The 22,320-nt window shown below is 72.8% G+C and carries 15 protein-coding genes and 2 pseudogenes; 11 read left to right on the plus strand and 6 right to left on the minus strand.

The window, feature by feature from the left end:
• The first annotated feature begins 51 nt into the window (after positions 1-51).
• The 3 genes from ACFYTT_RS21685 to ACFYTT_RS21695 all read left to right on the plus strand — a co-directional run bounded on the left by ACFYTT_RS21685 (position 52) and on the right by ACFYTT_RS21695 (position 3,539).
• A complete protein-coding gene (locus tag ACFYTT_RS21685) occupies positions 52-942 on the plus strand; it encodes a single-stranded DNA-binding protein (RefSeq protein WP_387261571.1) in 891 nt (296 codons plus the stop codon).
• A 72-nt stretch (positions 943-1,014) separates the two neighbouring features.
• The gene (locus ACFYTT_RS21690; RefSeq protein WP_176095056.1) at positions 1,015-2,001 is read left to right on the plus strand and encodes a cobalamin biosynthesis protein; all 987 of its coding nucleotides are present in this window, start codon (positions 1,015-1,017) and stop codon (positions 1,999-2,001) included.
• Positions 1,998-3,539, plus strand: a complete 1,542-nt coding sequence (locus tag ACFYTT_RS21695; RefSeq protein WP_387261573.1) for a cobyric acid synthase — start codon at positions 1,998-2,000, stop codon at positions 3,537-3,539. Before ACFYTT_RS21690 ends, ACFYTT_RS21695 begins: the two co-directional genes overlap by 4 nt.
• Before the next feature lie 57 nt (positions 3,540-3,596).
• On the opposite strand, the gene ACFYTT_RS21700 is transcribed toward ACFYTT_RS21695, so the two are convergent.
• Positions 3,597-3,998: a rhodanese-like domain-containing protein gene (locus ACFYTT_RS21700; RefSeq protein ID WP_387261679.1), complete on the minus strand. Its 402-nt coding sequence runs from the start codon at positions 3,996-3,998 to the stop codon at positions 3,597-3,599.
• Between the two features lie 93 nt (positions 3,999-4,091).
• Here ACFYTT_RS21700 and ACFYTT_RS21705 point away from each other — a divergent pair.
• The 4 genes and pseudogenes from ACFYTT_RS21705 to ACFYTT_RS21720 all read left to right on the plus strand — a co-directional run.
• Positions 4,092-4,770: pseudogene (locus ACFYTT_RS21705) on the plus strand (uridine kinase); the annotation flags it as partial.
• Positions 4,763-6,118: a dipeptidase gene (locus ACFYTT_RS21710; protein ID WP_357210954.1), complete on the plus strand. Its 1,356-nt coding sequence runs from the start codon at positions 4,763-4,765 to the stop codon at positions 6,116-6,118. The pseudogene ACFYTT_RS21705 and the gene ACFYTT_RS21710, both read left to right, overlap by 8 nt.
• A 63-nt stretch (positions 6,119-6,181) precedes the next feature.
• Positions 6,182-6,388 carry a hypothetical protein gene (locus tag ACFYTT_RS21715; RefSeq protein ID WP_131055226.1) on the plus strand — a complete coding sequence of 69 codons (207 nt, stop codon included), beginning with the start codon at positions 6,182-6,184 and terminating at the stop codon, positions 6,386-6,388.
• A 63-nt stretch (positions 6,389-6,451) separates the two neighbouring features.
• On the plus strand, positions 6,452-8,020 hold the full coding sequence (locus tag ACFYTT_RS21720; protein WP_387261575.1) for an ATP-dependent DNA ligase: 1,569 nt from the start codon (positions 6,452-6,454) through the stop codon (positions 8,018-8,020).
• Between the two features lie 83 nt (positions 8,021-8,103).
• Here ACFYTT_RS21720 and ACFYTT_RS21725 read toward each other — a convergent pair.
• Positions 8,104-8,907: pseudogene (locus ACFYTT_RS21725) on the minus strand (SURF1 family protein); the annotation flags it as partial.
• A 236-nt stretch (positions 8,908-9,143) separates the two neighbouring features.
• Here ACFYTT_RS21725 and ACFYTT_RS21730 point away from each other — a divergent pair.
• Complete coding sequence (locus ACFYTT_RS21730; protein ID WP_176095052.1) at positions 9,144-10,601, plus strand: cobyrinate a,c-diamide synthase; 1,458 nt, start codon at positions 9,144-9,146, stop codon at positions 10,599-10,601.
• A gap of 25 nt (positions 10,602-10,626) precedes the next feature.
• Here ACFYTT_RS21730 and ACFYTT_RS21735 read toward each other — a convergent pair whose 3' ends face one another.
• Positions 10,627-12,759 carry a transglycosylase domain-containing protein gene (locus ACFYTT_RS21735; RefSeq protein ID WP_387261578.1) on the minus strand — a complete coding sequence of 711 codons (2,133 nt, stop codon included), beginning with the start codon at positions 12,757-12,759 and terminating at the stop codon, positions 10,627-10,629.
• Between the two features lie 121 nt (positions 12,760-12,880).
• Between ACFYTT_RS21735 and cobC the strand changes: the two genes are divergently transcribed.
• From cobC to cobA, 3 genes are read left to right on the plus strand one after another with little or no spacing between them, the layout of a single operon-like run.
• Entirely contained in the window at positions 12,881-13,963 is a 1,083-nt protein-coding gene (gene cobC, locus ACFYTT_RS21740; protein WP_387261581.1) for an Rv2231c family pyridoxal phosphate-dependent protein CobC, read from the plus strand.
• Positions 13,963-15,045: a nicotinate-nucleotide--dimethylbenzimidazole phosphoribosyltransferase gene (gene cobT, locus ACFYTT_RS21745; RefSeq protein WP_387261683.1), complete on the plus strand. Its 1,083-nt coding sequence runs from the start codon at positions 13,963-13,965 to the stop codon at positions 15,043-15,045. Before cobC ends, cobT begins: the two co-directional genes overlap by 1 nt.
• The gene (cobA, locus tag ACFYTT_RS21750) at positions 15,042-16,289 is read left to right on the plus strand and encodes a uroporphyrinogen-III C-methyltransferase (RefSeq protein WP_387261584.1); all 1,248 of its coding nucleotides are present in this window, start codon (positions 15,042-15,044) and stop codon (positions 16,287-16,289) included. Before cobT ends, cobA begins: the two co-directional genes overlap by 4 nt.
• 452 nt (positions 16,290-16,741) lie before the next feature.
• On the opposite strand, the gene ACFYTT_RS21755 is transcribed toward cobA, so the two are convergent.
• The 3 genes from ACFYTT_RS21755 to ACFYTT_RS21765 all read right to left on the minus strand — a co-directional run bounded on the left by ACFYTT_RS21755 (position 16,742) and on the right by ACFYTT_RS21765 (position 22,064).
• Positions 16,742-17,326 (minus strand): hypothetical protein, encoded by a 585-nt coding sequence (locus ACFYTT_RS21755; protein ID WP_387261587.1) that lies wholly within the window; start codon positions 17,324-17,326, stop codon positions 16,742-16,744.
• Positions 17,327-18,060: 734 nt separating this feature from the next.
• A complete protein-coding gene (otsB, locus tag ACFYTT_RS21760; protein ID WP_131055138.1) occupies positions 18,061-20,622 on the minus strand; it encodes a trehalose-phosphatase in 2,562 nt (853 codons plus the stop codon).
• Positions 20,623-20,663: 41 nt separating this feature from the next.
• A complete protein-coding gene (locus tag ACFYTT_RS21765; protein ID WP_131055133.1) occupies positions 20,664-22,064 on the minus strand; it encodes a trehalose-6-phosphate synthase in 1,401 nt (466 codons plus the stop codon).
• Between the last annotated feature and the right edge of the window lie 256 nt (positions 22,065-22,320).

Below are 22,320 nucleotides of genomic sequence, written 5' to 3' on the forward strand. Positions count from 1 at the left end.
GGCTGGGCGGCGAGTCGGTACCAGCCGACCCGGATCTCCGCTGGAGGAACGATGTTCGATACCTACGTGACGGTCGTCGGGAACGTGCTCACCGCCCCCGAATGGCGTCGCACCACGCAGAGCAACACGCTGGTGGCCAACTTCAAGGTCGCCTCCACCGCCCGCCGTCTCGACCGGGACAGCGGGCGCTGGGTGGACGGCAACAGCCTGCGCGTACGCGTCAACTGCTGGCGGAAGCTCGCCGAGGGAGTGGCCTCGTCGGTGATGGTCGGGGACCCGGTGGTGGTCTGCGGTCGCCTCTACACCCGCGACTGGACCGACGACGCCGGCAACCACCGCACCCTCTACGAACTGGAGGCGGTGGCGGTGGGTCACGACCTGTCCCGGGGACGCGGGCGCTTCCTGCGCAACAAGCCGAACCTGGCGACCAGCACCGTCTCCGACGTCGAGACCGAGCAGCGGGTGCACGGCGAACTGACCGAGGCCGTGTCGGACGACGACGCGCCCGCCCTGCCCGAGGACGGGCCGCTGGACGACGACTTCGAGCTGTCCGAGTACGTCCCGGCGGGCACCGGTTACCCGCAGCACCTGGGCGGGACCGACCCCTTCGACGACCTGCCCGGCACGGGCGACGTCACCGGGACGGACGGCCACTCCGGCACGGACGGCCCCGTCGGCACGGGCGGCCCCGTCGGCACGGGCGGTCACACCGCTGCGGGCGGCCTCGCGGGCGATCCCCCGAGCACGGGCGACTTCTCGGCCACGGGCGATCTCCCGGGCACGGGTGACGGCACGCCGGGTGGGTCCGAGTCGGGCGAGCGGGGCGACGCCGCCGAGGGGTCCATGACGGCCTCCCCGGACGCCTCGGCTGAGGCCGGCAGCGGGGCGGCGGCGACCGGGCGTGGCCGGCGGGGGCGGGGTCGACTGCCGCAGCCCGTCTGACCTGGGCGGGGCGGTCGAGCAGCGGTTCCGGTGGCCGGGCTCGGCTAGGCTGGCCGGCCGGAGGTGGTGCGGGTGCGGCATACGGGCGCAGTGGCGAACGCGGCGGGACTCGTCGCCGGGTACGCGCTCGACGCGTACTTCGGTGACCCACGTCGCGGCCATCCCGTCGCCGGCTTCGGCCGGGCCGCCGCCGCCCTCGAACGTCGGCTCTACCGGCCCGACCGGCTGGCCGGTGGCACCCACACCGCGCTCTGTGTCGGCGGGCCGGTGCTGGCCGGGGCCGCCCTCGCGTACGCGACCCGGCGGCAGCCGTTGGCCCGTGCGGCGCTGGTGGCCGCCGGCACGTTCGCGGTGCTGGGCGGGCAGAGCCTGCGGCACGAGGCGAGGACCATGGGACGGGCGCTGCGCGGCGGGGACCTGCCGGCCGCCCGGGCACGGCTCGGGCACCTGTGTGGTCGGGACCCGTCGACCCTCGACGAGTCGGAGCTGGCCCGGGCCACGGTCGAGTCGGTGGCCGAGAACACCTCGGACGCCGTGGTCGCCCCGCTCTTCTGGGGTGCGGTGGCCGGGCTGCCGGGCCTGCTCGGCTACCGGGCGGTGAACACCCTCGACGCCATGGTCGGTCACCGCAACGCGCGCTACGCCCGGTTCGGCACCCCGGCCGCCCGCCTCGACGACCTGCTGAACCTGGCGCCGGCCCGGCTGACCGGCCTGCTGACCGTCGCGCTGGCACCGGCCGGCAAGGGCGACCGGGAGCGGGCCTGGCGGGTGTGGCGTCGGGACCGCGACGACCACCCCAGCCCCAACGCCGGGCAGTGCGAGGCGGCGATGGCCGGTGCGTTGGGCGTCCGGCTCGGTGGGCGCAACGTCTACTTCGGCCGGTCCGAGGTGCGGCCCTTCCTCGGCGACGGTCCCCGTCCCGAGGCACGGCACCTGCCTCGGGCCGCCCGGATCTCCGGTGCGGTCGGACTGGCCGCGCTCGGCCTCGCGGCGGCGTACCCGCTGACCGCCGGCCGGCTGGTCGGCGCGGTGGCCCGACGCCTCACAGGCACACGGTGAGCGGTGGCCTGCTGGTCGCCGGGACCACCTCCGACGCCGGCAAGAGCGTGCTCACCGCCGGCATCTGCCGCTGGCTGCACCGCGAGGGCGTCCGGGTGGCACCCTTCAAGGCACAGAACATGTCGAACAACTCCGCCGTGGTCGTCGGGCCGGACGGCCGGGGCGGCGAGATCGGGCGGGCGCAGGCGATGCAGGCGGCGGCCTGCGGGCTCGCCCCGGACCTGCGGTTCAATCCGGTGCTGCTCAAGCCGGGCAGTGACCTGAGCAGTCAGGTGGTGCTGCTCGGCGAGGCGGTCGACACGATGACCGCCGGTTCGTTCCGGACCCTGCGTCCCCGGTTGTCCGAGACCGCGTACGCGGCGCTGGCCGAGTTGCGGTCGACGTACGACGTGGTGGTCTGCGAGGGGGCGGGCAGCCCGGCGGAGATCAACCTGCGCGACGGCGACTACGTCAACATGGGGCTGGCCCGGCACGCCGGGTTCCCGACGATCGTGGTCGGTGACATCGATCGGGGCGGCGTGTTCGCCGCCATGTTCGGCACGCTGGCCCTGCTCGAACCCGCCGACCAGGCCCTGATCGCGGGGTTCGTGGTCAACAAGTTCCGGGGCGACCTCGGCCTGCTGGCCCCCGGGCTGGAATCGCTGCGGCAGCTCACCGGCCGCCCGACGTACGGCGTCCTGCCCTGGGCGCTGGACCTGTGGCTGGACGCCGAGGACTCGCTCGCCTACGGCCGGGTGCTGGGTCGCCCGGCCGCCCCGCGCGGCACCGAATGGCTCGACGTGGCCGTGGTGCGGCTGCCCCGGATCAGCAACGCCACCGACGTGGAGGCGCTCGCCACCGAGCCGGGCGTGCGGGTCCGGCTGACCGTCGAACCGGCCGAACTGGCCGCCGCCGACCTGGTCGTTCTGCCCGGCTCCAAGTCGACCGTCGCCGACCTGGCCTGGCTGCGTGAGACCGGCCTCGCCGACGCGATCACCGCGCACGTCGCGGCCGGACGACCACTACTCGGCATCTGTGGCGGCTTCCAGATGCTGGCCCGCGCCATCCACGACCCGGTGGAGAGCCGCCGGGGAAGCGTCGACGGCCTCGGACTGCTGCCCGTCGAGATCACCTTCGACCCGCGCAAGACCGTCCGCCAGGCGGCCGGCACCGCCGCCGCCGGGGAGCTTCCGGTCCGGGGCTACGAGATCCACCACGGGTACGTGTCGACCACCGACCCGGAGTCGACGCCGCTGCTGCGGGACGCCGACGGTGCCGGTGAGGGCATGATGCGGGGAGTCGTGCACGGTACGCACTGGCACGGCACCTTCGAGTCCGACGAGTTCCGCCGCTGGTTCCTCGACCGGGCCGCCCGCCTGGCCGGTCGGACCGGCTTCCGGGTCGCCCCGGACACGTCCTTCGCCGCCGCCCGCGAACGCACCCTCGACCTGCTCGGCGACCTCGTCGAGGAACACCTCGACACCGCCGCCCTGCGTCGGCTCGTCGAGTCCGGGCCCCCCGCCGACCTGCCCTTCATCCCGCCCGGCGTACCCGGCTAGTCACCGGCCGGGCGTCAGCGCCTCGCGATGCCGGCGGTCAGGAACGAACGTCGGCGATCAGTAGCGGACGTCGGCGGGCTGGTCGGAGAAGGCCATCCCGGCCGAGCGCCACGCCTCCACCCCGCCGATCATGTCGGTCGCCTTGTGCAGGCCGAGCGCGCGCAGGCTGGCCGCCGCCAGGCTGGAGCTGTAGCCCTGGCGACACACCACGACGATCTCCATGTCGTAGGTGGTGGCCTCGGGGATCCGCCAGTCGCTGGCCGGGTCGAGCCGCCATTCCAGGACGGTCCGGTCGATCACGATGACACCGGGCAGGTCGCCCTGCTCCCGCCGCTGCCCTTCGGTGCGGGTGTCGATCACCAGGGCACCCCGGGCGGCGGCCTGCACCGTCTCCTGTGGGGACAGCCGGTTCATGCCCGAGCGGGCCTGCTCCAGCAACGCCTCGACGCCGGGACTCATCACGGAATGGGACACGCCACGATCATGCCGTGTGGCTTCTCGGCAGGCGGTCCGAAGCGGTGCGGGACAACCCGATCGGTAACGTCGGTGTCCGTGGTGGCGGTCTTCGAGTCGTACGCCGGACTGGCGGGGCGGGTGCTGGCGGCACCGGCCCGGTTGGGGCGTACCCGGTTGGTGGCCGTGGACGGGCCGAGCGGGGCGGGCAAGACGCTGTTCGCCGCGCGCCTGGCCGACGCCCTCGGCGGCATCGGGCCGCAGGCGGTACGGCCGCCGGTGGTGCACACCGACGACCTGCTCGACGGGTGGGACGACCAGCTCACCTTCTGGACGCGGCTGGAGCGGGACGTGTTGCGGCCGGTGCGGTCCGGCCGGGTCGGGTCGTACCGGTGCTACGACTGGGTGCGCCGGTGTTTCCGACCCGAGCCGGTGTCGGTGCCGGTGGAAGCGGTGCTGATCGTCGAGGGGGTCAGCACGTCCCGGGCCGCCGCCGGGCCGGACCTGACGCTGGCCGTCTTCGTCACCGCGCCGCACCCGTTGCGGCTGGCGCGGGCGGTGGCGCGCGACGGCCCGGGGATCCTGCCGGAGCTGCGTCGGTGGCACGACACCGAGCAGGCGCACTTCGCCGCCGACGACACGCAGAGGCGGGCCGACCTGGTGGTCGACGGTGACCCCGGGTTGCCGCACGATGACCGTCACTACTATCTGGCTCGGCGGGGAACCGCAGGTGGGGGCGGCATACCATGCCGGTCATGAGCACACCGATCATGACCGAGTCCGAGTTGCGGGAGGCCCTGACCCGGGAACTGCCCGGCGTCCGGGCCGACCTGGAACGCCTCGTCCGTATCCCGGGCATCGCCTTCGAGGGATTCGACCACTCGCACGTGGAGCGCTCCGCCGAGGCGGTGGCCGAGCTGCTGCGGGGCTGCGGTCTCGACGTCGAGATCGTGCGGGCCGGCGGCCAGCCCGCGGTGATCGGCCGCAGGGCCGCCCCGCCCGGCGCGCCCACCGTCATGCTCTACGCCCACCACGACGTGCAGCCGGTCGGGGACCGGGCGCTGTGGGAGTCCGACCCGTTCGAGCCGGTCGAGCGGGACGGCCGGCTCTACGCCCGGGGTGCCGCCGACGACAAGGCCGGCGTCATGGCGCACGTCGCCGCGTTGCGGGCCTTCGGTGACCGCCTGCCCGTGGGCGTGGTGCTGTTCGTCGAGGGGGAGGAGGAGTACGGCTCCGACTCGTTGGAGCAGCTGCTCGCCGACCACCGGGACGCGATCGCCTCGGACGTCATCGTGATCGCCGACTCGACCAACTGGGACGTCGGCGTGCCGGCGCTGACCACCTCGCTGCGCGGTGTCGTCAACTGCTTCGTCGAGGTCCGCACCCTGGACCACGCGGTGCACAGCGGGATGTTCGGCGGAGCCGTGCCGGACGCGCTCACCGCGCTGGTCCGCTTGCTGGCCACGCTGCACGACGACGCCGGGAACGTGGTGGTGGAGGGGCTGGTCGGTCGGAACGAGGCAAGCGTCGACTACCCCGAGGACCGGTTCCGGGCCGAGGCGGGGCTCGTCGAGGGCGTACGCCTGATCGGCTCCGGCCGGATCACCGACCGGCTCTGGACCCGGCCCGCGCTGGCCGTGCTCGGCATCGACGCCCCGGCCACCGCCGAGGCGCCGAACGCGCTGGTGCCGGCCGCCAAGGCCAAGCTGAGCCTCCGGCTGGCGCCGGGCGACGAGCCGAAGCAGGCGTACCTCGCGCTGCGCGACCACCTGGAGCGGCACGCGCCGTGGGGTGCGCAGGTCGACGTCACCTTCGAGCACGACGGCGCACCGTGCGTCATCGACGCCTCCGGCCCGGTCTTCGACGCGGCGCGCGCGGCCTTCCGCGCGGCCTGGGACGGCACCGACCCGGTGGACATCGGCGTCGGCGGGTCGATCCCGTTCATCGCCACCTTCCAGGAGATGTTCCCGCAGGCGGCGATCCTGGTGACCGGTGTGGAGGATCCGCACGCGCGGGCCCACGGGCCGAACGAGAGTCTGCACCTGGGCGAGTTCGCCCGGGTCTGCCTCGCCGAGGCGTTGTTGCTGGCCAAGGTGGCCGAGGCGGGCGCGGCCCCAACTCGGTGAACGTCGCGCGAATGGTGGCGGTTTCCGGCGTGTCGGACGCGTCACTGTTGTAGCCTCTCGAACATGCGTACGAACGAGGTGATGGCCCCGCTGGAGGCCGCCGTCAGCGCTCTGGGAGACGTCGACGTCTCCGCGTGGCCCGAGGCCACGCTCAAGGAACAGCTCGCCGAGCTGTCCGCCGCCCTGGTCGCCGTGGACGCGTCGTTGTCCCGTATCGCCGAGGAGGTCCGCGCGCGCGGCCTGCGGGTCGAGGAACCGGTCCCGGCCTGACCCGCCGGAGCAGCTCCCGCGCAGGTGACACCCGTTGTCGGGGGTGGCTGGCAGGATGAGGTCGTGCGTTTCCTCGACCTGGCTGCCACCTCCGCAGCCGTCGGTGCCGTCAGTGGCCGACGGGCCAAGGTCGAGCTGCTCGCCGACGCCCTGCGCCGGCTCGACCCGGACGAGGTGGCGGCGGGAGCCGGTTGGCTCGCGGGCGAGCTGCGCCAGCGACAGACCGGCGTCGGCTGGGCCGCGCTGCGCGACCTGCCGCCACCGGCTGCCGAGGCGACGCTGACCGTGGCCGGGGTCGACGCGGCGATCGACGAGATCGCGGCGGTGCACGGCGCGGGCTCGCAGGCCCGCCGCCGGGACCTGGTGGCCGCGCTCTACACCGCCGCCACCGCCGAGGAGCAGCGCGTCCTGACCGGCCTCTTCCTCGGCGAACTGCGTCAGGGCGCCCAGGCCGGGCTGCTGGCCGACGCGATCGCCCGGGCCGCCGAGGTGCCGGTCGGCGCGGTACGCCGGGCCCTGCTGCTCGCCGGTGACCTGCGGGCGGTCGCGGTGGCCGCACTCGACGGCGGTGCCCCGGCGTTGGCCGAGTTCGGGTTGCGGGTCGGGCGACCGCTGGCGCCGATGCTGGCGCAGAGCGCCGCCACGGTCGACGAGGCGCTCGCCGCCACCGGCACACCCGCCGTGGTCGACGTGAAGCTGGACGGCATCCGCGTCCAGGTGCACCGCAGCGGCGAGGACATCGCCGTCTTCACCCGCAGCCTCGACGAGATCACCGGCCGGGTGCCCGAGGTGGTCGCCGCCGTCCGCGCCCTGCCCGCCCGCGAGTTGGTGCTCGACGGGGAGGCGATCGGGCTGGACGCCACCGGCCGCCCGTTGCCGTTCCAGCAGACGTCGAGCGCCGCCGCCCGGCGGGCCACCGGGGCATCCGTCGCCCCGGCGGTCCGTGCCGCCGCCGCACGGACCGGTGAGACCGTGCTCGTGCCGTACTTCTTCGATCTGCTGCACCTCGACGGCGCGGATCTGATCGACCTGCCCGGTCGCGAGCGGTGGGCCGCGCTCGCCGCCACCGTCGACGCGTCGGTGCTGGTCGGGCGGATCGAGGTGGACGGGCCGGAGCAGGCCGGCGCGGCATTCGCCGCCGCGCTCGACGCCGGCCAGGAGGGCGTCGTGGTGAAGTCGCCCGACGCGCCCTACGACGCGGGTCGGCGCGGTGCGGCCTGGGTGAAGGTGAAGCCCCGGCACACCCTCGACCTGGTGGTGCTCGCCGTCGAGTGGGGCAGTGGTCGGCGCAGCGGCTGGCTGTCGAACCTGCACCTCGGGGCGCGGGATCCGGCCACCGGCGGATTCGTGATGCTCGGCAAGACCTTCAAGGGCCTCACCGACGAGCTTCTGCGGTGGCAGACCGAACGGTTCCTGGAGCTGGCCGTGGAGCGCGGGGACTGGGTGGTGCGGGTCCGGCCCGAACAGGTCGTGGAGATCGCCTTCGACGGGGTGCAGACCAGCTCACGCTATCCGGGCGGGGTGGCGCTCCGGTTCGCCCGGGTGGTCCGCTACCGCGACGACAAGACCGCCGCCGAGGCCGACACCATCGACGCCGTACGCGCCATCCACGCCGGCCGCGCGGGCGGCTGACCGGCTCAGGCCGGGCTGGTCGGGGCAGAGCTGCTCGCGGCGGTGCTGGTCGGGGCGGTGCTGGTCGGGGCGGTGCTGCTCGGGGCCGGTTCGGCGGCCCGGTCGCGCGGGCGGTCGTCGTCGGGCACACCGGCCAACCGGCGGGCCTCCCGGCGGGCGATCCAGCCGTAGCCGAAGAGCGTCATCGCCGCGAAGATCCACCACTGCACGACATACCCGAGGTTCTGCCAGTTGTTGGCGTGCCCCACCGGCACCGCCCGGAAGACCGGGTCGGCGGCCGGGGTCTGCTCGTCGAGCAGCACGTACGCCCCGTGCACCGGGTACGGCAACTGCGCGGCGAGCTGCGGTACGGCGACCCGGCGGGTCTCCAGCCGGCCCTCCCGTCGGGCCACGTTGCCGGAGCCGCTCTCGCTGGCGTGCACCCGGCCCTCGACGGTCACCTCACCGGCCGGCGCCGCCGGCACCTCGGGCTGGGCCATCGCGCCGCCGGGCGCCGGTGGGATCCAGCCCCGGTTCACCAGGACGGCGGTGCCGTCGGCCAGCACCAGCGGGGTGAGCACCTCGAAGCCGACCTTGCTCTCCACCGTCCGGCCCCGGACGAGGACCACGTTGTCGGTGTCGTACCGGCCGGTCGCGATCACCCGGATGAAGGTCCGGTCCTCGGCCGGTGCCGGGCCGACGCTGCCAGCGCCGCCGGTGGGCGCGGGCACCGCCTCGCGCAGCGGCATCGGGTCCATCCGCAACCCGGCGTCGATGCGTTCGTTGACCGCCGTCCGACCGTGGTAGCGGTCCAGTTGCCAGTTGCCGAGCATCACCATGATCGTGGCGAGGACCAGGGTCAGCGCGAGGATGCCCAGCCAGCGCGGCGTCAGCAGGAACCGGTACACGCCACGAGGCTACCCGTATGACCGTCGCCACTGCGCCGCCCCGCCCGTCGACGTGACGGCCGGGAGAGGGCCGATCGACGACGGAGCGTGTCGGTGCCGGGGCGGTCCGCTCCGGTCGGGCGCATCGAAGTGGGTCGGGACGGCGGGCGGCGCCTACGGGCGACCGGCGTGGGTTATCGTCACGCGCACGGGGCGCGCCGACGGTCGGCACGCTCTCCGCTCGCGAGGAGTCGATGATGACCGTCGTGCCGCGTCTGGTGCTCAGTGCCCCCTCGTCGGGGCACGGCAAGAACGCGTTGGCGATCGGCATCCTCGCCGCGCTCGCCGATCGCGGTCTCGACGTGGCCGGATTCAAGATCGGCCCGGATCCGGTCGACGCCGCCTACCTCGGGCTCGCCGCCGGGCGACCCGGGCGCATCCTGGATCCTCGGCTGATGGGCACCGACCGGCTCGCGCCGCTGCTGCTGCACGGTGCCGCCGACACCGGGCTCGCCGTGGTGCAGGGCAGCATGGGCCTCTACGACAGCCTCAGCGGACGCTGCGAGACCGAGTCGACCGCAGCGGTCGCCACCGCCCTGCGCAGCCCGGTGGTGATGGTGGTCGACGTCGCCGCGATGGGCCAGTCGGTGGCCGCCCTGGTGCACGGCTTCCGGGCGTACGACGAGCAGCTCTGGATCGGGGGCGTGATCCTCAACCGGGTCGCCTCCGCCCGGCACGAGACGCTGCTGCGCGAGGCGCTCGACGACATCGGCATACCGGTCTACGGCGCGCTGCGCCGCCAGGACCTGCCGGCCGTGCTGCCGAGCCGCCGGCACGGGGTGATGCCGGTGCTGGAGAACGGCGGCGAGGCCGCGCGGGCGGTCCGCCGGCTCGGTGAGGCGGTCGCCGCCACCGTCGACCTGGAACGGCTGCTCGGGCTGGCCCGGTCGGCCCCCGCACTCGCGGTGTCGCCGTGGTCGCCGCACCCGGAAGGGGCCGCCGCACCGCCGGTGCCGGCCGGTGCCGGACGGCCGGTGGTGGCGGTGGCCGGTGGGCCGGGCGGCAGCTTCAGCCACGCCGAGACGGTCGAGCTGCTGCGGGCCGCCGGTGCCGACGTGGTCACGCTCGATCCCTTCGTCGACGAGGTGCTGCCGGTCGGCACCCGGGCGTTGGTGGTCGGCGGCGCGCTGCCCGAGTCGTACGCCGAGCAGCTCTCCGCCAACCGGCGGCTCTGCATCGCGGTGGCCGAGTTGGCGCGTACCGGTCGACCGGTCGTCGCCGAGGGGGCCGGGCTGCTCTGGCTGGCCCGGGAACTCGACGGGTTGCCGATGTGCGGGGTGCTCGACGCGATCGGCAGCATCCGGGACGGTCTGGTGGTCGGGTACCGCGAGGCGACCGCCCAGAGCGACAGTGTGGTGGCGACCCGGGGCGAGGTGGTGACCGGGCACAAGGAGCACCGCGCGGTGCTCACCCCCCGGGGCGGGCCCCGTCCGGCGTGGGGCTGGGCGGGTGGCGCGCCGGAGGGCTTCGTCTGGCGCGGCGTGCACGCCTCCCAGCTCGTCCCGCACTGGGCCGCGTACCCACGGATCGCCGGGCGTCTGGTGGCCGCCGCGGTGACCGAGCCGGCCGCGATCCCGGCCGGTCCCGACCTGGGTGTCCCGATCACGCCCGCCGGTGTGGTGGCGGCCGAACCGGCCGCCGGAGCACCGGCCTGAGCGGCGCTCCGGCGCGTGTCGGGAGTCAGCCGACGATGCGGTCCGACGGGGGTGTGAAGTCCCGCGTCGGGGTGCCCTTGAGGGCGTCGCGGAGCGTGTTCGAGACCGCCGCGATGGGGATCTGCGACTGGCCGTCGCCGACCGCGTTGAACGGGTTGTCCGGGTCGGAGATGAAGCTGGCCGCCGCCAGTTCCGGGGTGTAGCCGACGAACCAGGCCGACCGGGTGCTGTCCGTGGTGCCGGTCTTGCCGGCCACCGGGCGGCCCACCGTGCCGCGCACGCTGTCCGCGGTCGACCAGCCACCGCAGCTTCCCCTGGCCGGGGTGTCCCCGGTGGGGCAGCGGGCGGCGTCGGTCGCGGCCCGCGCCGCGTCGGCGTTGACCACCTGGCGGCAGCGCGGCTTGGCGATCTCGCGTTGGATACCGCCCGGGGTGGTGAACATCGCGGGCGTGCCGTCCCGGTTGTAGATGGCGTTCACCGGGATCGCCTCGCAGTAGCGTCCGTCGGCGGCGATCGCCGCGTACGCGTTGGCCATCTCCAGCGGGGTGGCGTCGGAGACGCCGAGCGTGAACGCGCCCCACTTGTTCGCCTTCGCCGGTGAGGCGTGGTCGCGGTCCACGTCGGTACGCCAGCGCAGCCCCAACTGCTCGGCGAGCCGGACGGCCTTCTCCGCCCCGACCTGCTCCTCCAGCCAGACGAAGTAGGTGTTCACCGACTTGCCGAAGCCGGACCACATGGTCTGCGTACCGCTCATCGCGCCGCTGGCGTTCGACGGCTGCCAGCCGTCGTAGACCTCGGAGCGGTAGCTGTGCGGGGCGTTGAAGCTGGTGTTCAGCGTCATGCCGGCGTCCAGCGCGGCCAGCATCGGGAACATCTTGAACGTCGATCCGGCCTGGTAGCCCGGCAGGTCACCGCCGCCCATCAGCGGGGCCACCGTGTTCGGGTAGTTGGCCCGTACGTTCGGGCCCGCCTCCGGGTTCGAGCTGAGCGGGTTCTCGTTCACCTCCAGCGAGTAGGTGCGGTTCACCGCCATCGCCTTGACCCGCCCGGTGCCGGGCTCGGAGACCACGATGCCGTTGGCGAACGGGCTGCCGGTGTTGCCCTCGGTGCCGACGTTCTTCTCCGCCGCCGCCTGGACCTTCGGGTCCATGCTGAGCACGATGCGGTAGCCGCCCCGCCGCAGCTTGTCCAGGCGTTCCAGGCGGTTCTTGCCGAACGCGGGCTGTGCGCTCCACCAGTTCTTGAGGTAGTCGCAGAGGAAGCCCCAGCTGTTCCACTTCTCCGGGACCGCCGCGCAGTCGTTGGGCGGGTAGGTCAGCCGCAGCCGGATCGGTTCGCCCTTGGCCGCCTCGGCGGAGTCCGGCGACAGGTAACCCAGCCGCGTCATGTTGTCGAGCACGTAGTTGCGCCGGGTGGTCGCGTCCTTCTGGTCGGAGCTGGCCGGGTCGTACTGCGACGGGGACTTCACCAGGCCGGCGAGGGTGGCCGCCTCGACCGGGGTGAGTTCCTTCGGCGTCTTGGAGAAGAAGATCTCGCTGGCCGCGTAGATGCCGTACGCGCGGTGACCGAAGTACGCCGAGTTGAGGTAGCGCTCCAGGATGTCCTCCTTGCCCAGCTCCTTCTCCAGGTCGACCGCCATCCGCATCTCCTTGACCTTGCGGATCGGCGTCTGCGCGGTGGCCTCCTGCACCTCCTTGGGCGTGGTGGCGCTGTCCCGCAGCGCCATCCGCACGTACTGCATGGTCAGCGTGGAGGCGCCCTGGGAGACGCCGCTGGAGCGGGCGTTGGCCACGAAGGCGCGGGCGACGCCCTTCGGGTCGACGCCGTGGTGCTGGTAGAAGCGGTTGTCCTCGGCGGCGACGATCGCCTGCTGCATGTGCGGGGAGATGTCGGCCAGCTTGGTGTACTGCCGGTACTCCTCGAAGAACATGGTCAGCACGGTCTTGCCGTCGGGCGCGTACAGGTAGGAGGTCTCGGCGGGCAGGGCGGTGGCCAGCAGGCGGGTCTTGCTCTCCACGGCGTGCGCGGTGGCCTTGGCGCCGAGGCCGGTCACGGCGACCACTGGGTACGCGACGGCGGCGACGACGACACCGGCGATCAGTCCGGCGCGGAGGAGAGGAACGAGTCGACCTGCGGCGGCAAGGGGTCGATTACTCACACCGATAAGTTATGACATTTCCGATTCGCACATGAGAAATACTCATGAAGTGATCAGTGGTGATGCGGAGCACTCCACGGGCTGCTGTCGCCCGCGCCGCCTTCCCGGCAGGATCGCGGGCATGCACGGTCCGCTCACCGGAGCGTCCCACCCGACACCCGAACCCGACCTGGCGCACCACGGTGACGCGGAGGTCGGCGACGGCCTGGTCGACCTCGCCGTCAACGTCCGGCGCGCCCCCATGCCGGCCTGGCTGGGCGACCCGATCAGAGCCGCCCTGGACGACCTCGCCGGATACCCGGACCCGCGTCCGGCCCGCGCCGCCGTCGCCGCCCGGCACCGCCGCCCACCGGAGGAGGTGCTGCTCACCGCCGGTGCCGCCGAGGGCTTCGTGCTGCTCGCCCAGGCGCTGCGCGGAGTACGCCGACCCGTGGTGGTGCACCCGCAGTTCACCGAACCGGAGGCCGCGCTGCGGGCCGCCGGGCACACCGTGGAACGGGTGCTGCTGGACGCGGCCGACGACTTCCGGCTGCACCCGGATCGCATCCCGGCCGACGCCGACCTCGTCATGATCGGCAACCCGACGAATCCCACCTCGGTGCTGCACCCCGCCGCCGACCTGGCCGCCCTGGCCCGCCCCGGCCGGGTCCTGGTGATCGACGAGGCGTTCGCCGACACCACGGCCACGCCCGGCGTACCCGGTGAACCCGAGTCGCTGGCCGCCCGACGCGACCTGCCCGGCCTGCTGGTCGTGCGCAGCCTCACCAAGACCTGGGGACTGGCCGGACTCCGGATCGGCTACCTGCTCGGCGAGGCGACGCTGCTGGCGCGGCTGGCCGCCGTACAGCCGCTCTGGGCCGTCGCCACCCCCGCCCTGGCCGCCGCCTCCGCCTGCGCCACCGACGTCGCGGTCCAGGCCGAGCGCGCCATCGCCGCGCAACTCGCCGACGACCGCGCCTACCTGGTCGACCGGCTGTCGACCCTGCCGGGCGTACGCGTCGCCGGCCGTCCGGCCAGCGCCTTCGTCCTGGTGCAGCGGCCCGGTGCCGACCGGCTCCGCGCCGACCTGCGCGAACGCGGCTGGGCCGTACGCCGGGGCGACACCTTCCCGGGACTCGGACCAGACTGGCTGAGGATCGCCGTACGGGATCGGGCGACCACGGACGCGTTCATCGAGGTGCTGGCGGAGATCCTGGAGGCATGATGCTGGAGACCACCATCGCGGCGATCGGCCCGCTCGACGAGCCGGCGATGACCGCGGCCCGCCAGTTGCAGGCCCGGCTGACCAAGCCGGCCGGCTCGCTGGGTGCCCTGGAGGAGCTGGCCGTACGCCTCGCCGGCCTGGCCGGCACCTGCCCGCCACCGCTGCCGACCCCGGCCGCAGTGGCGATCTTCGCCGGAGACCACGGGGTGCACGCCCAGCGGGTCAGCCCCTGGCCGCAGGAGGTCACCGGGCAGATGGTCGGCAACTTCCTGGCCGGCGGTGCCGTGGTCAACGCGTTCGCCCGGCAGGCCGGTGCCTCGGTCACCGTGGTCGACGTCGGCGTGGCCACCCCGCTGCCCGCCCCCGACCCGACCGACGCGGACGACAACGGCGGGCTGCCCCGACTGGTCACCACCCCCGTACGCCGAGGCACCCGGGACCTGACCGTCACCGCCGCGCTGACCCGCGAGGAGACCACGGCGGCGATCGAGGTCGGCATCCGGATCGCCGGGGAACTGATCGACGCGGGCGCGAGAATCCTGCTCACCGGGGACATGGGCATCGGCAACACGACACCCGCCGCTGCCCTGATCGCCGCCCTCACCGGGGTCGACGCCGCCGAGGCGACCGGTCGGGGCACCGGCGTCGACGACCCGACGTACCACCACAAGATCGAAGTGGTGCGGGCCGCGCTGCACCGACACGCCCCCGACCCGGACGACCCGCTGGGAGTGCTCGCGGCCGTCGGCGGGCTGGAACACGCCGCACTGACCGGGTTCGTCCTCGGTGCCGCCGCGCGACGCGTACCCGTGCTGCTGGACGGCGTGATCGCGGTCTCCGCCGCGCTCGCCGCCGCGGCCCTCGCCCCCGACGCGGTCGGCGCGATGATCGCCGGTCACCGCTCCGCCGAGCCGGGCGCCACGGTCGCGCTGCGCCGGCTCGGTCTCGACCCGCTGATCGACCTCGGCCTGCGGCTGGGCGAGGGCACCGGCGCCCTGCTGGCCCTGCCCGTGGTCACCGGCGCGGCCCGCGTCCTGCACGAGGTCGCCACCTTCGACGCCGCCGGGGTGGCCGAGAAGTGACCGCGAACCCCTATCCGCTCGGACTGCGCCTGGCCGGCCTCCCGGTGGTCGTGGTGGGCGGGGGAACGGTGGCCACTCGCCGGGTACCCGCCCTGATCGACGCCGGGGCGGACGTGCTGCTGGTGACGCCCGAGATCAGTCCGGCCCTGCGCGCCCACGCCGACGCCGGACGGCTGCGCTGGGCGGCGCGCCGGTTCGTCCCTGAGGACCTCGACGGCGCCTGGCTGGTGCAGGTCGCCATCGACGACCCGGTCGCCGCCGCCACGGTCAGCGCCGCCGCCGCCGAACGCCGGATCTTCTGCGTACGCGCCGACGACCGTACGGCGGCGACCGCCTGGACCCCGGCGGTGACCCGGCACGGTCCGGTGACCGTCGGCGTCCTCGGCGGCGGAGACCCACACCGCGCCATGGCCGTCCGAGACGCCATCCGTACCCTCCTGCACGTAAGGAAGGGCACCTTATTAACGCCTCCGGTAGAGGAAGGGCCCCTTGTTAACACCCGGACGGGTCGGGGCGGCGCTGTCGCCCTCGTGGGTGCCGGGCCGGGCGACGCCGAGTTGATCACCCTGAAGGGATGGCGTCTGCTCACCGAGGCCGACGTCGTGGTCGCCGACCGCCTGGTGCCCGGCCTGCTCCTGGACGAGCTGCGCTCCGGCGTCGAACTGGTGGACGCCTCCAAGATCCCCTACGGACCGTCCCGCACCCAGGAGGAGATCAACCAGATCCTGGTCGACCGGGCGCGCGCCGGGTCCTTCGTGGTCCGGCTCAAGGGCGGCGACCCGTACGTCTTCGGCCGGGGCGGGGAGGAACTGCTGGCCTGCGCGGAGGCCGGCGTACCGGTCACCGTGGTTCCCGGCGTGACCAGCTCCATCGCCGCCCCCGCAGCGGCCGGCGTCCCGGTCACCCACCGGGGCGTGGCCCACGAGTTCACCGTGGTGTCCGGCCACGTCGCGCCCGACTCACCGGACTCGCTGGTGCGCTGGGAGGCCCTGGCCGGTCTCCGAGGCACGCTGGTGATCCTGATGGGGCTCAAGAACCTGCCGGCGATCACCGCCACCCTGCTGGCACACGGGCGACCCGCCGACACCCCGGCGGCCGTGGTCCAGGAGGCCACCACCGGCTCGGAGCGGGTCGTGCGCGCCACGCTGGGCGAGGTCGCCGCCGCCGTCGCCGACGCGGGACTGCGCCCGCCCGCCGTGGTCGTACTCGGTGACGTGGTCACTGCTCTCGACCTGTCCGAGTGAAGGCGACTGGCCGGCACCCCGAGTGGGATGCCGGCCAGTAGGTCGGTGTGCAGGTCGCCTCTCGGCGAGTGGCGCGACGCGGCTCCAGCCGAACTGGTATTCCGCGACGGCATTTTAGGTGAGGCCCGGGGACACTGGATCACACCGACGCCCGGTACAACCGCGCTCCACCGCTCGTTGTTCCCGGTCGCGCGGCGGATTCTGCTTGCCGGCTTGTTCGTGTGCTTGCTTGCTTTTTTGTAAGGAGGGGTCCCCTGCTAACGCCTGGTGTATAGCAGGGGACCCCTGCTTACATCCCACCCCGCCGTACACCGCAAGTCGTGCGGGGATCCGGGGCGCGGGACAGACGCTGCCGGCCGGTACCCGTGGTGGGTACCGGCCGGCAGCGTTCTTGCTCCCCCATGTTCGAGGAAAGTCTGGATCGGTGTGGGGTCAGCTGTTCCAGTGTGGGGTCAGCTGTTCCAGTGCTCGGCGACCAGGTCAGCGGCCTGCTGCTCCCACTGGGCGTAGTGATCCGGGAACGCCGACACCTGGACGGTCTGGGCGGCGACGGTCAGGGGCATGTCCTGCCAGCCGTCGACCTGCTTCAAACCCTTCAGAAAGGCCAGGGTGGAGTACTCGGGGTCGGTGATCTGCTCCACCGTGCCCCAACCACTGGACGGGCGCTGCTGGAACAAGCCCTGCGAATCGTGATCGTTGCGGTCACCGAGGTGACCCAGGTTCTCCAACTTCGACTCCTGAAACGCGGTGCCGATCGCGATGACGGCGGCACGCTCGTCCATACCGGCCTTCTTCGTCGCCGCGATGATCGCCTTCGCGTTGCCGACCTGCTCATCGTCCAGATCGATACGCGACTGGGCACCCTGCACACCATGCGGAATCAACTTGCCGCTGTCGGGCTTGTCCGCCTGCACCGCCACCAGCGAACCCGTGACGGGGGTGGCGTCAGCCTGCATGATCGGACCAGCGAACACACCACCGGCAAACGCGAGACCGGCAACACCGAGAACACTCTTACGCAACAGCTTCGAGTTCATCACAAGCTCCATTCGGGGGTAGACGCCACCCACAGGGGGATCGAGAGTGACGCGAACGCCGTCAGGCGCTAGAAGAAAGGGGAAATCCGACGGCAACACGGGCCCGAGAAGGGGAATCACCGGACCAGGCTTTGCGGCGCCGGGTCAATACACAACCACCTGCCAGCCCGCATCATTCCCCGGCCATCCACCAGCCTGACGCGGCGCCGGGACCAGGTATAACCACCGACCGGGCCAGACCATTCCGACACCCGCCCGCCATCCTGCGCCGAGGCGAGAGTCCAACCGCCTGCGCGAGGTTGGGGTCCTGCGCGGTCAGCCACCCGATGACAACGCCCCCGACCCCACCCCGATTCCGCCCAGCACCGATCCGAATTCGACTCATAGCGGACACGGCCGCCATCCAGGCAGAAATCCCCGACGCGCGCTGCCTCCCGTGCTGTCCCGCAGGCCCGTCCGCGCCAGCCCCGCAAGGCCCGACCGGCCGCAAGGTCAGTCGTTGATCAAGGAGTTTGGTGCGTATGGGCGGCGAATCCGGATTGAAACTTCTTGATCAACCGGGAGGTCATCCCGAGCCATGCCCGAACCATCCCAGGGCGGGACTGGTGAGTGATATGCGGGGCAGGGCGGGGTGGGACGTGGGAGAGACTGTGGAGCGCCTGGGAGGACGCAGTGGGGACGGCGGAGCGGCCGGAGACCTTGGGTCTCCGGCCGCCCGTGTGCGCGTACGTGGGCTACTGCTTGAGCATGTTGTCCAGCAGCAGCGCGCAGCGGATCACGCCGAGGTGGCTGTACGCCTGGGGGTGGTTGCCCAGGCCGCGCTCGGCGAGCGGGTCGTACTGCTCGGGGAGTAGTCCGGTCGGGCCCGCCGTGTCGATCATCTGGAGGAACAGTTCCTCGGCGTCGGTACGCCGACCGGTGCGCAGGTACGCCTCGATCAGCCAGGACGTGCAGATGTGGAAGCCGCCCTCCCGCCCGGGCAGGCCGTCGTCCCAGTGGTAGCGGTAGACGACCGGGCCGCTGCGCAGGTCCGCCTCGATCTTGAGCACGGTGGAGAGGAAGCGCGGGTCGTCGCCGGGCAGCAGCCCGGACAGGCCGATCCACAACGACGAGGCGTCCATGTCCTCGTCGCCGTACGCGACGCTGTACGCCTCGGCCTGCTCGTGCCAGCCGTGTTCGAGGACGTTGGCGCCGATCCGGTCGCGCAGTTCCACCCACTCGGCGCGGTCCTCGCCGCCGTGCTGGCGGGTGACGTGCAGTGCCCGGTCGACGGTCATCCAGCACATCACCTTCGAGAAGATGTGGTGCCGGGGAGGCAGACGCGCCTCCCAGATGCCGTGATCGGGCTCGTGCCAGCGGCGACGGACCGCCTCGACCATGTTCTCCAGGACCCGCCACTCCTCGGGGCGGACCGATCCTCGGGCGTCGGCGGTGGCGGCGATCAGGTCGGCGATCGGGCCGAACACGTCGAGCTGGAGCTGGTGGTTGGCGAGGTTGCCGACGCGTACGGGCCGGGAGCCGGCGTAGCCGGGCAGCGTGTCGATGACCGCTTCGGCGCCCAGTTCGTACCCGTCGACGGTGTAGAGCGGGTGCAGCCGCTCGGGGTGTCCGCCGGTGCGCTCGACGCATCCGTCCACCCAGCGCAGGAACGCCTCGGCTTCGGTGATCGAGCCGAGGTCGACCAGGGCGCGGGCCGTCATCGCGGCGTCGCGCAGCCAGCAGTAGCGGTAGTCCCAGTTGCGGACTCCGCCCAGTTCCTCGGGGAGCGAGGTGGTGGCGGCGGCGAGGATCGAGCCGGTCGCCTCGTGGCAGAGCCCGCGTAGCGTGAGCGCGCTGCGGGCGACCAGGTCCCGGGCCGTGGTGGGCAGGCGTAGCGAGGCGACCCAGTCCTTCCAGGGCCGTTCCGCGGCGGCCTGGCGTTCGTGGATCGGCAGCCGGTGGTGTTCCAGGCTGTGCGTGCCGAAGCGCAGCTCCAGCACGACCTGCCCGCCGAGCGCCGAGAGGTCGACCACCGCCTTGGCGGTCGAGTACCCGCCGTCGTTGCCGACCTCCCACTGCACGCCGGGGGAGTAGAGCGCGATGGGTTCGTTGGAACCGAGCACCAGCAGGCCGTCGCCGACCGGCTGGAGCTGGACCGCGACCTGCGCGAACTCGGGCCGGGGAGCGAACTCCACGCGGACCCGACCGGTGCCGGCCAGCACCCGGATCAGGGTGGAGTCACCGGAGATGATCGCGGGACCGTCCGGTGTGGCCTTCGGGTCGGGCTTGTCGAGCCAGTCGGTGACGGTCAGCCCGGACCAGCGGGTCTCCACGGTCATGGTGCCGGACCGGTAGCGCTGGCCGAGGGGGATGCCGCCGCGTTCGGGGGCGACGCTGAAGTGACCGGCCGGGCTGCCGCCGACCAGGTCGGCGAAGATGGCCGCCGAGTCGGGCTTGGGGTTGCACAGCCAGGAGACCTTGGCGTCCGGCGTGAGCAGGGCGACGGTACGCCCGTTGGCCAGCATCGAGTGCCGCTCGATCGGCACCGCGCGCTCGCCGAACAGCCAGTGCCGTCGGGTCTCCAGGAGCAGTCCGAGCGCGCGGGCGGCCTCGATCGGCTCGTCCACCCGGTAGCCGGCCTTGGTCTCGCCGGGCCCGATCTTGATGCCGACGTCGGGGCCGTGCAGGTTGCCGAAGGCGTTCTCGTCGGTGATGTCGTCACCGATGAAGAGCACCGCGCTGGCGGAGAGCTGGGTGCGGAGCTGGTCGACCGCGGTGCCCTTGTGGGTGGCCACCACGGACAGCTCGATCACCTCCTTGCCCTGGGTGACCGTCACGTCCGGCCAGGTGGCGGGACCGTTGCGGACCGCCTCGATGGCCGCGCCGGCGATCTCGGGGGCCACCCCACGGGTGTGCACCGCGACGCTCGCCGGTTTGCGCTCCAGGCGTACGCCCGGGTGGGTCGCGGCGATCTCGCGCAGCGCGTCCCGCAGCCGGGTGCGGACCGCGATCAGCTCGGGGGAGAGCCGCTCGACGAACCCGATGTCGAACTCGGAGCCGTGGCTGCCGACCAGATGGACCTCGCTGGGCAGCCGGGAGAGCGCGGCCAGGTCGCGCAGCGCGCGACCGGAGACGACGGCCACGGTGGTCTGCGGCAGCGCGGCCAGGGCACGCACCGCCGCCACCGACTCCGGCAGCGGTACGGCCTTGCTCGGATCCTCCACGATGGGGGCGAGCGTGCCGTCGTAGTCGCAGGCGACGAGGAGCTGGGGGACCCGGGCGATCCGGCCGATGGCGGACCGGAGCTCCGGGTCCATGGTGCCCGCCGCCGGGGTGATGATCTCGTTTGAGCCGGCGTTCACGCCGCCTCCATGTCAGGCACACCTAGTTCGGTGAGGAAGGACTTCGCCCAGTGCCCCACGTCGTGGGTGCGCAGATGGCGTTGCATAGTCCGCATACGGCGACGAGCCTCCGGCTTCTCCACATGCACGGCCCGTAGCAGAGCGTCCTTGACCGCGTCGGGGTCGTGCGGGTTGCACAGGAACGCCTGACGCAGCTCGGTGGCTGCGCCGGCGAACTCACTGAGTACGAGCGCGCCCCCGTGGTCCGCCCTCGACGCGACATACTCCTTGGCCACGAGGTTCATTCCGTCTCGCAGTGGAGTCACCATCATCACGTCAGCGGCGGCGTACATCGCAGCCAGTTCGGTCCGACTGTACGACTGATGCAGATAATGCACCGCAGGCACACCGACCCGCCCAAATTCGCCATTAATCCGACCAACCTCGCGCTCGACCTTGACGCGAAGTGCCTGGTAGTGCTCGACCCGTTCGCGGCTCGGCGTGGCGACCTGCACCATAACGGCGTCGGGGACTGTCAACTTTCCGTCAGCGAGCAGTTCGCGGAAGGCCTTGAGTCGCAGTTCGATGCCCTTGGTGTAGTCGAGCCGGTCCACGCCGAGGATGATCGTCTTGGGATTGCCCAGCTCCTCGCGGATCTCCTTGGCCCGGGCCTGGATCGCCGAGTCGGCGGCCAGTCGCTCCATCTCCTTGGTGTCGATGGAGATGGGGAACGCGCCGGCCTTGACCTGCCGACCGTCCACCTGGATCATCTGGCCCTCGTACCGCAGGCCGAGCAGGTGGCGGGCGAGCCGGACGAAGTTCTGCGCGGCCAGCCGCTGCTGGAACCCGACCAGGTCGGCGCCGAGGAGTCCGCGCAGGATCTCGGTGCGGAACGGCATCTGCATGAACAGCTCGATCGGCGGGAACGGGATGTGCAGGAAGAACCCGATCCGTAGGTCCGGCCGGAGTTCCCGGAGCATGGCCGGCACCAGCTGGAGCTGGTAATCCTGCACCCACACCGTCGCGCCCTCGGCCGCGACCTCCGCCGCGGCCTCCGCGAAGCGCGCGTTCACCAGGCGGTACGCCTCACGCCAGCGCCGCTTGTAGGCGGGCGTCTCGACGGCGTCGTGATAGAGCGGCCAGATGGTGGCGTTGGACTGGCCCTCGTAGTACCGCTCCAACTCCTCGGCGCTCAACGGCACCGGGTGCAGGCGGATGCCCTCCAGGTCGAACGGTTCGGGGGCCGCGCCGGTGCCGCCGGCCCAGCCGACCCAGGTGCCCTGATGCTCGGCGAGGACGGGGTGCAGTGCGGTGACCAGCCCGCCTGGGCTGCGTCGCCACTGTCGGCCCTCAGGTGTGCTCACCTCGTCGACCGGCAGTCGATTCGCCACTACGACAAAGGAGCTACGGACGGTCACGATCGGCCACCTCCGGGTGCTGACGGGTCCACCGCGATGAGCGTACTGAGCGTAGCTGCGGCGTCTGTTCCCCCGTGCCGGAGTCACCTACCCTTCCCAGACTCCGTCAACCGTGAACGTGATCATGGTGACACGGCCCGCCGCCTGCCCCGACGGCCTGGGCTGCCGCGTGTCGGGCCGGTGGCCTACCCGATGGCGTCGGGCGGGGCGATGTGGGCGCGGGGCGGCGTACCTGTCAGGATTGACGATGGCGTGC

The sequence above is a fragment of the Micromonospora sp. NPDC003816 genome, assembly GCF_042874705.1.
Classification (GTDB): domain Bacteria; phylum Actinomycetota; class Actinomycetes; order Mycobacteriales; family Micromonosporaceae; genus Micromonospora.

Bases quoted from the DNA above. Each gene is read 5' to 3' on its own strand.
- ACFYTT_RS21685 (WP_387261571.1), top strand. From the start codon at position 52: ATGTTCGATACCTACGTGACGGTCGTCGGGAACGTGCTCACCGCCCCC.
- ACFYTT_RS21700 (WP_387261679.1), bottom strand. From the start codon at position 3,998: ATGAGTCCCGGCGTCGAGGCGTTGCTGGAGCAGGCCCGCTCGGGCATG.
- ACFYTT_RS21710 (WP_357210954.1), top strand. From the start codon at position 4,763: ATGACCGAGTCCGAGTTGCGGGAGGCCCTGACCCGGGAACTGCCCGGC.
- ACFYTT_RS21715 (WP_131055226.1), top strand. From the start codon at position 6,182: ATGCGTACGAACGAGGTGATGGCCCCGCTGGAGGCCGCCGTCAGCGCT.
- ACFYTT_RS21730 (WP_176095052.1), top strand. From the start codon at position 9,144: ATGACCGTCGTGCCGCGTCTGGTGCTCAGTGCCCCCTCGTCGGGGCAC.
- cobC (WP_387261581.1), top strand. From the start codon at position 12,881: ATGCACGGTCCGCTCACCGGAGCGTCCCACCCGACACCCGAACCCGAC.
- cobT (WP_387261683.1), top strand. From the start codon at position 13,963: ATGCTGGAGACCACCATCGCGGCGATCGGCCCGCTCGACGAGCCGGCG.
- ACFYTT_RS21755 (WP_387261587.1), bottom strand. From the start codon at position 17,326: ATGAACTCGAAGCTGTTGCGTAAGAGTGTTCTCGGTGTTGCCGGTCTC.
- otsB (WP_131055138.1), bottom strand. From the start codon at position 20,622: ATGGACCCGGAGCTCCGGTCCGCCATCGGCCGGATCGCCCGGGTCCCC.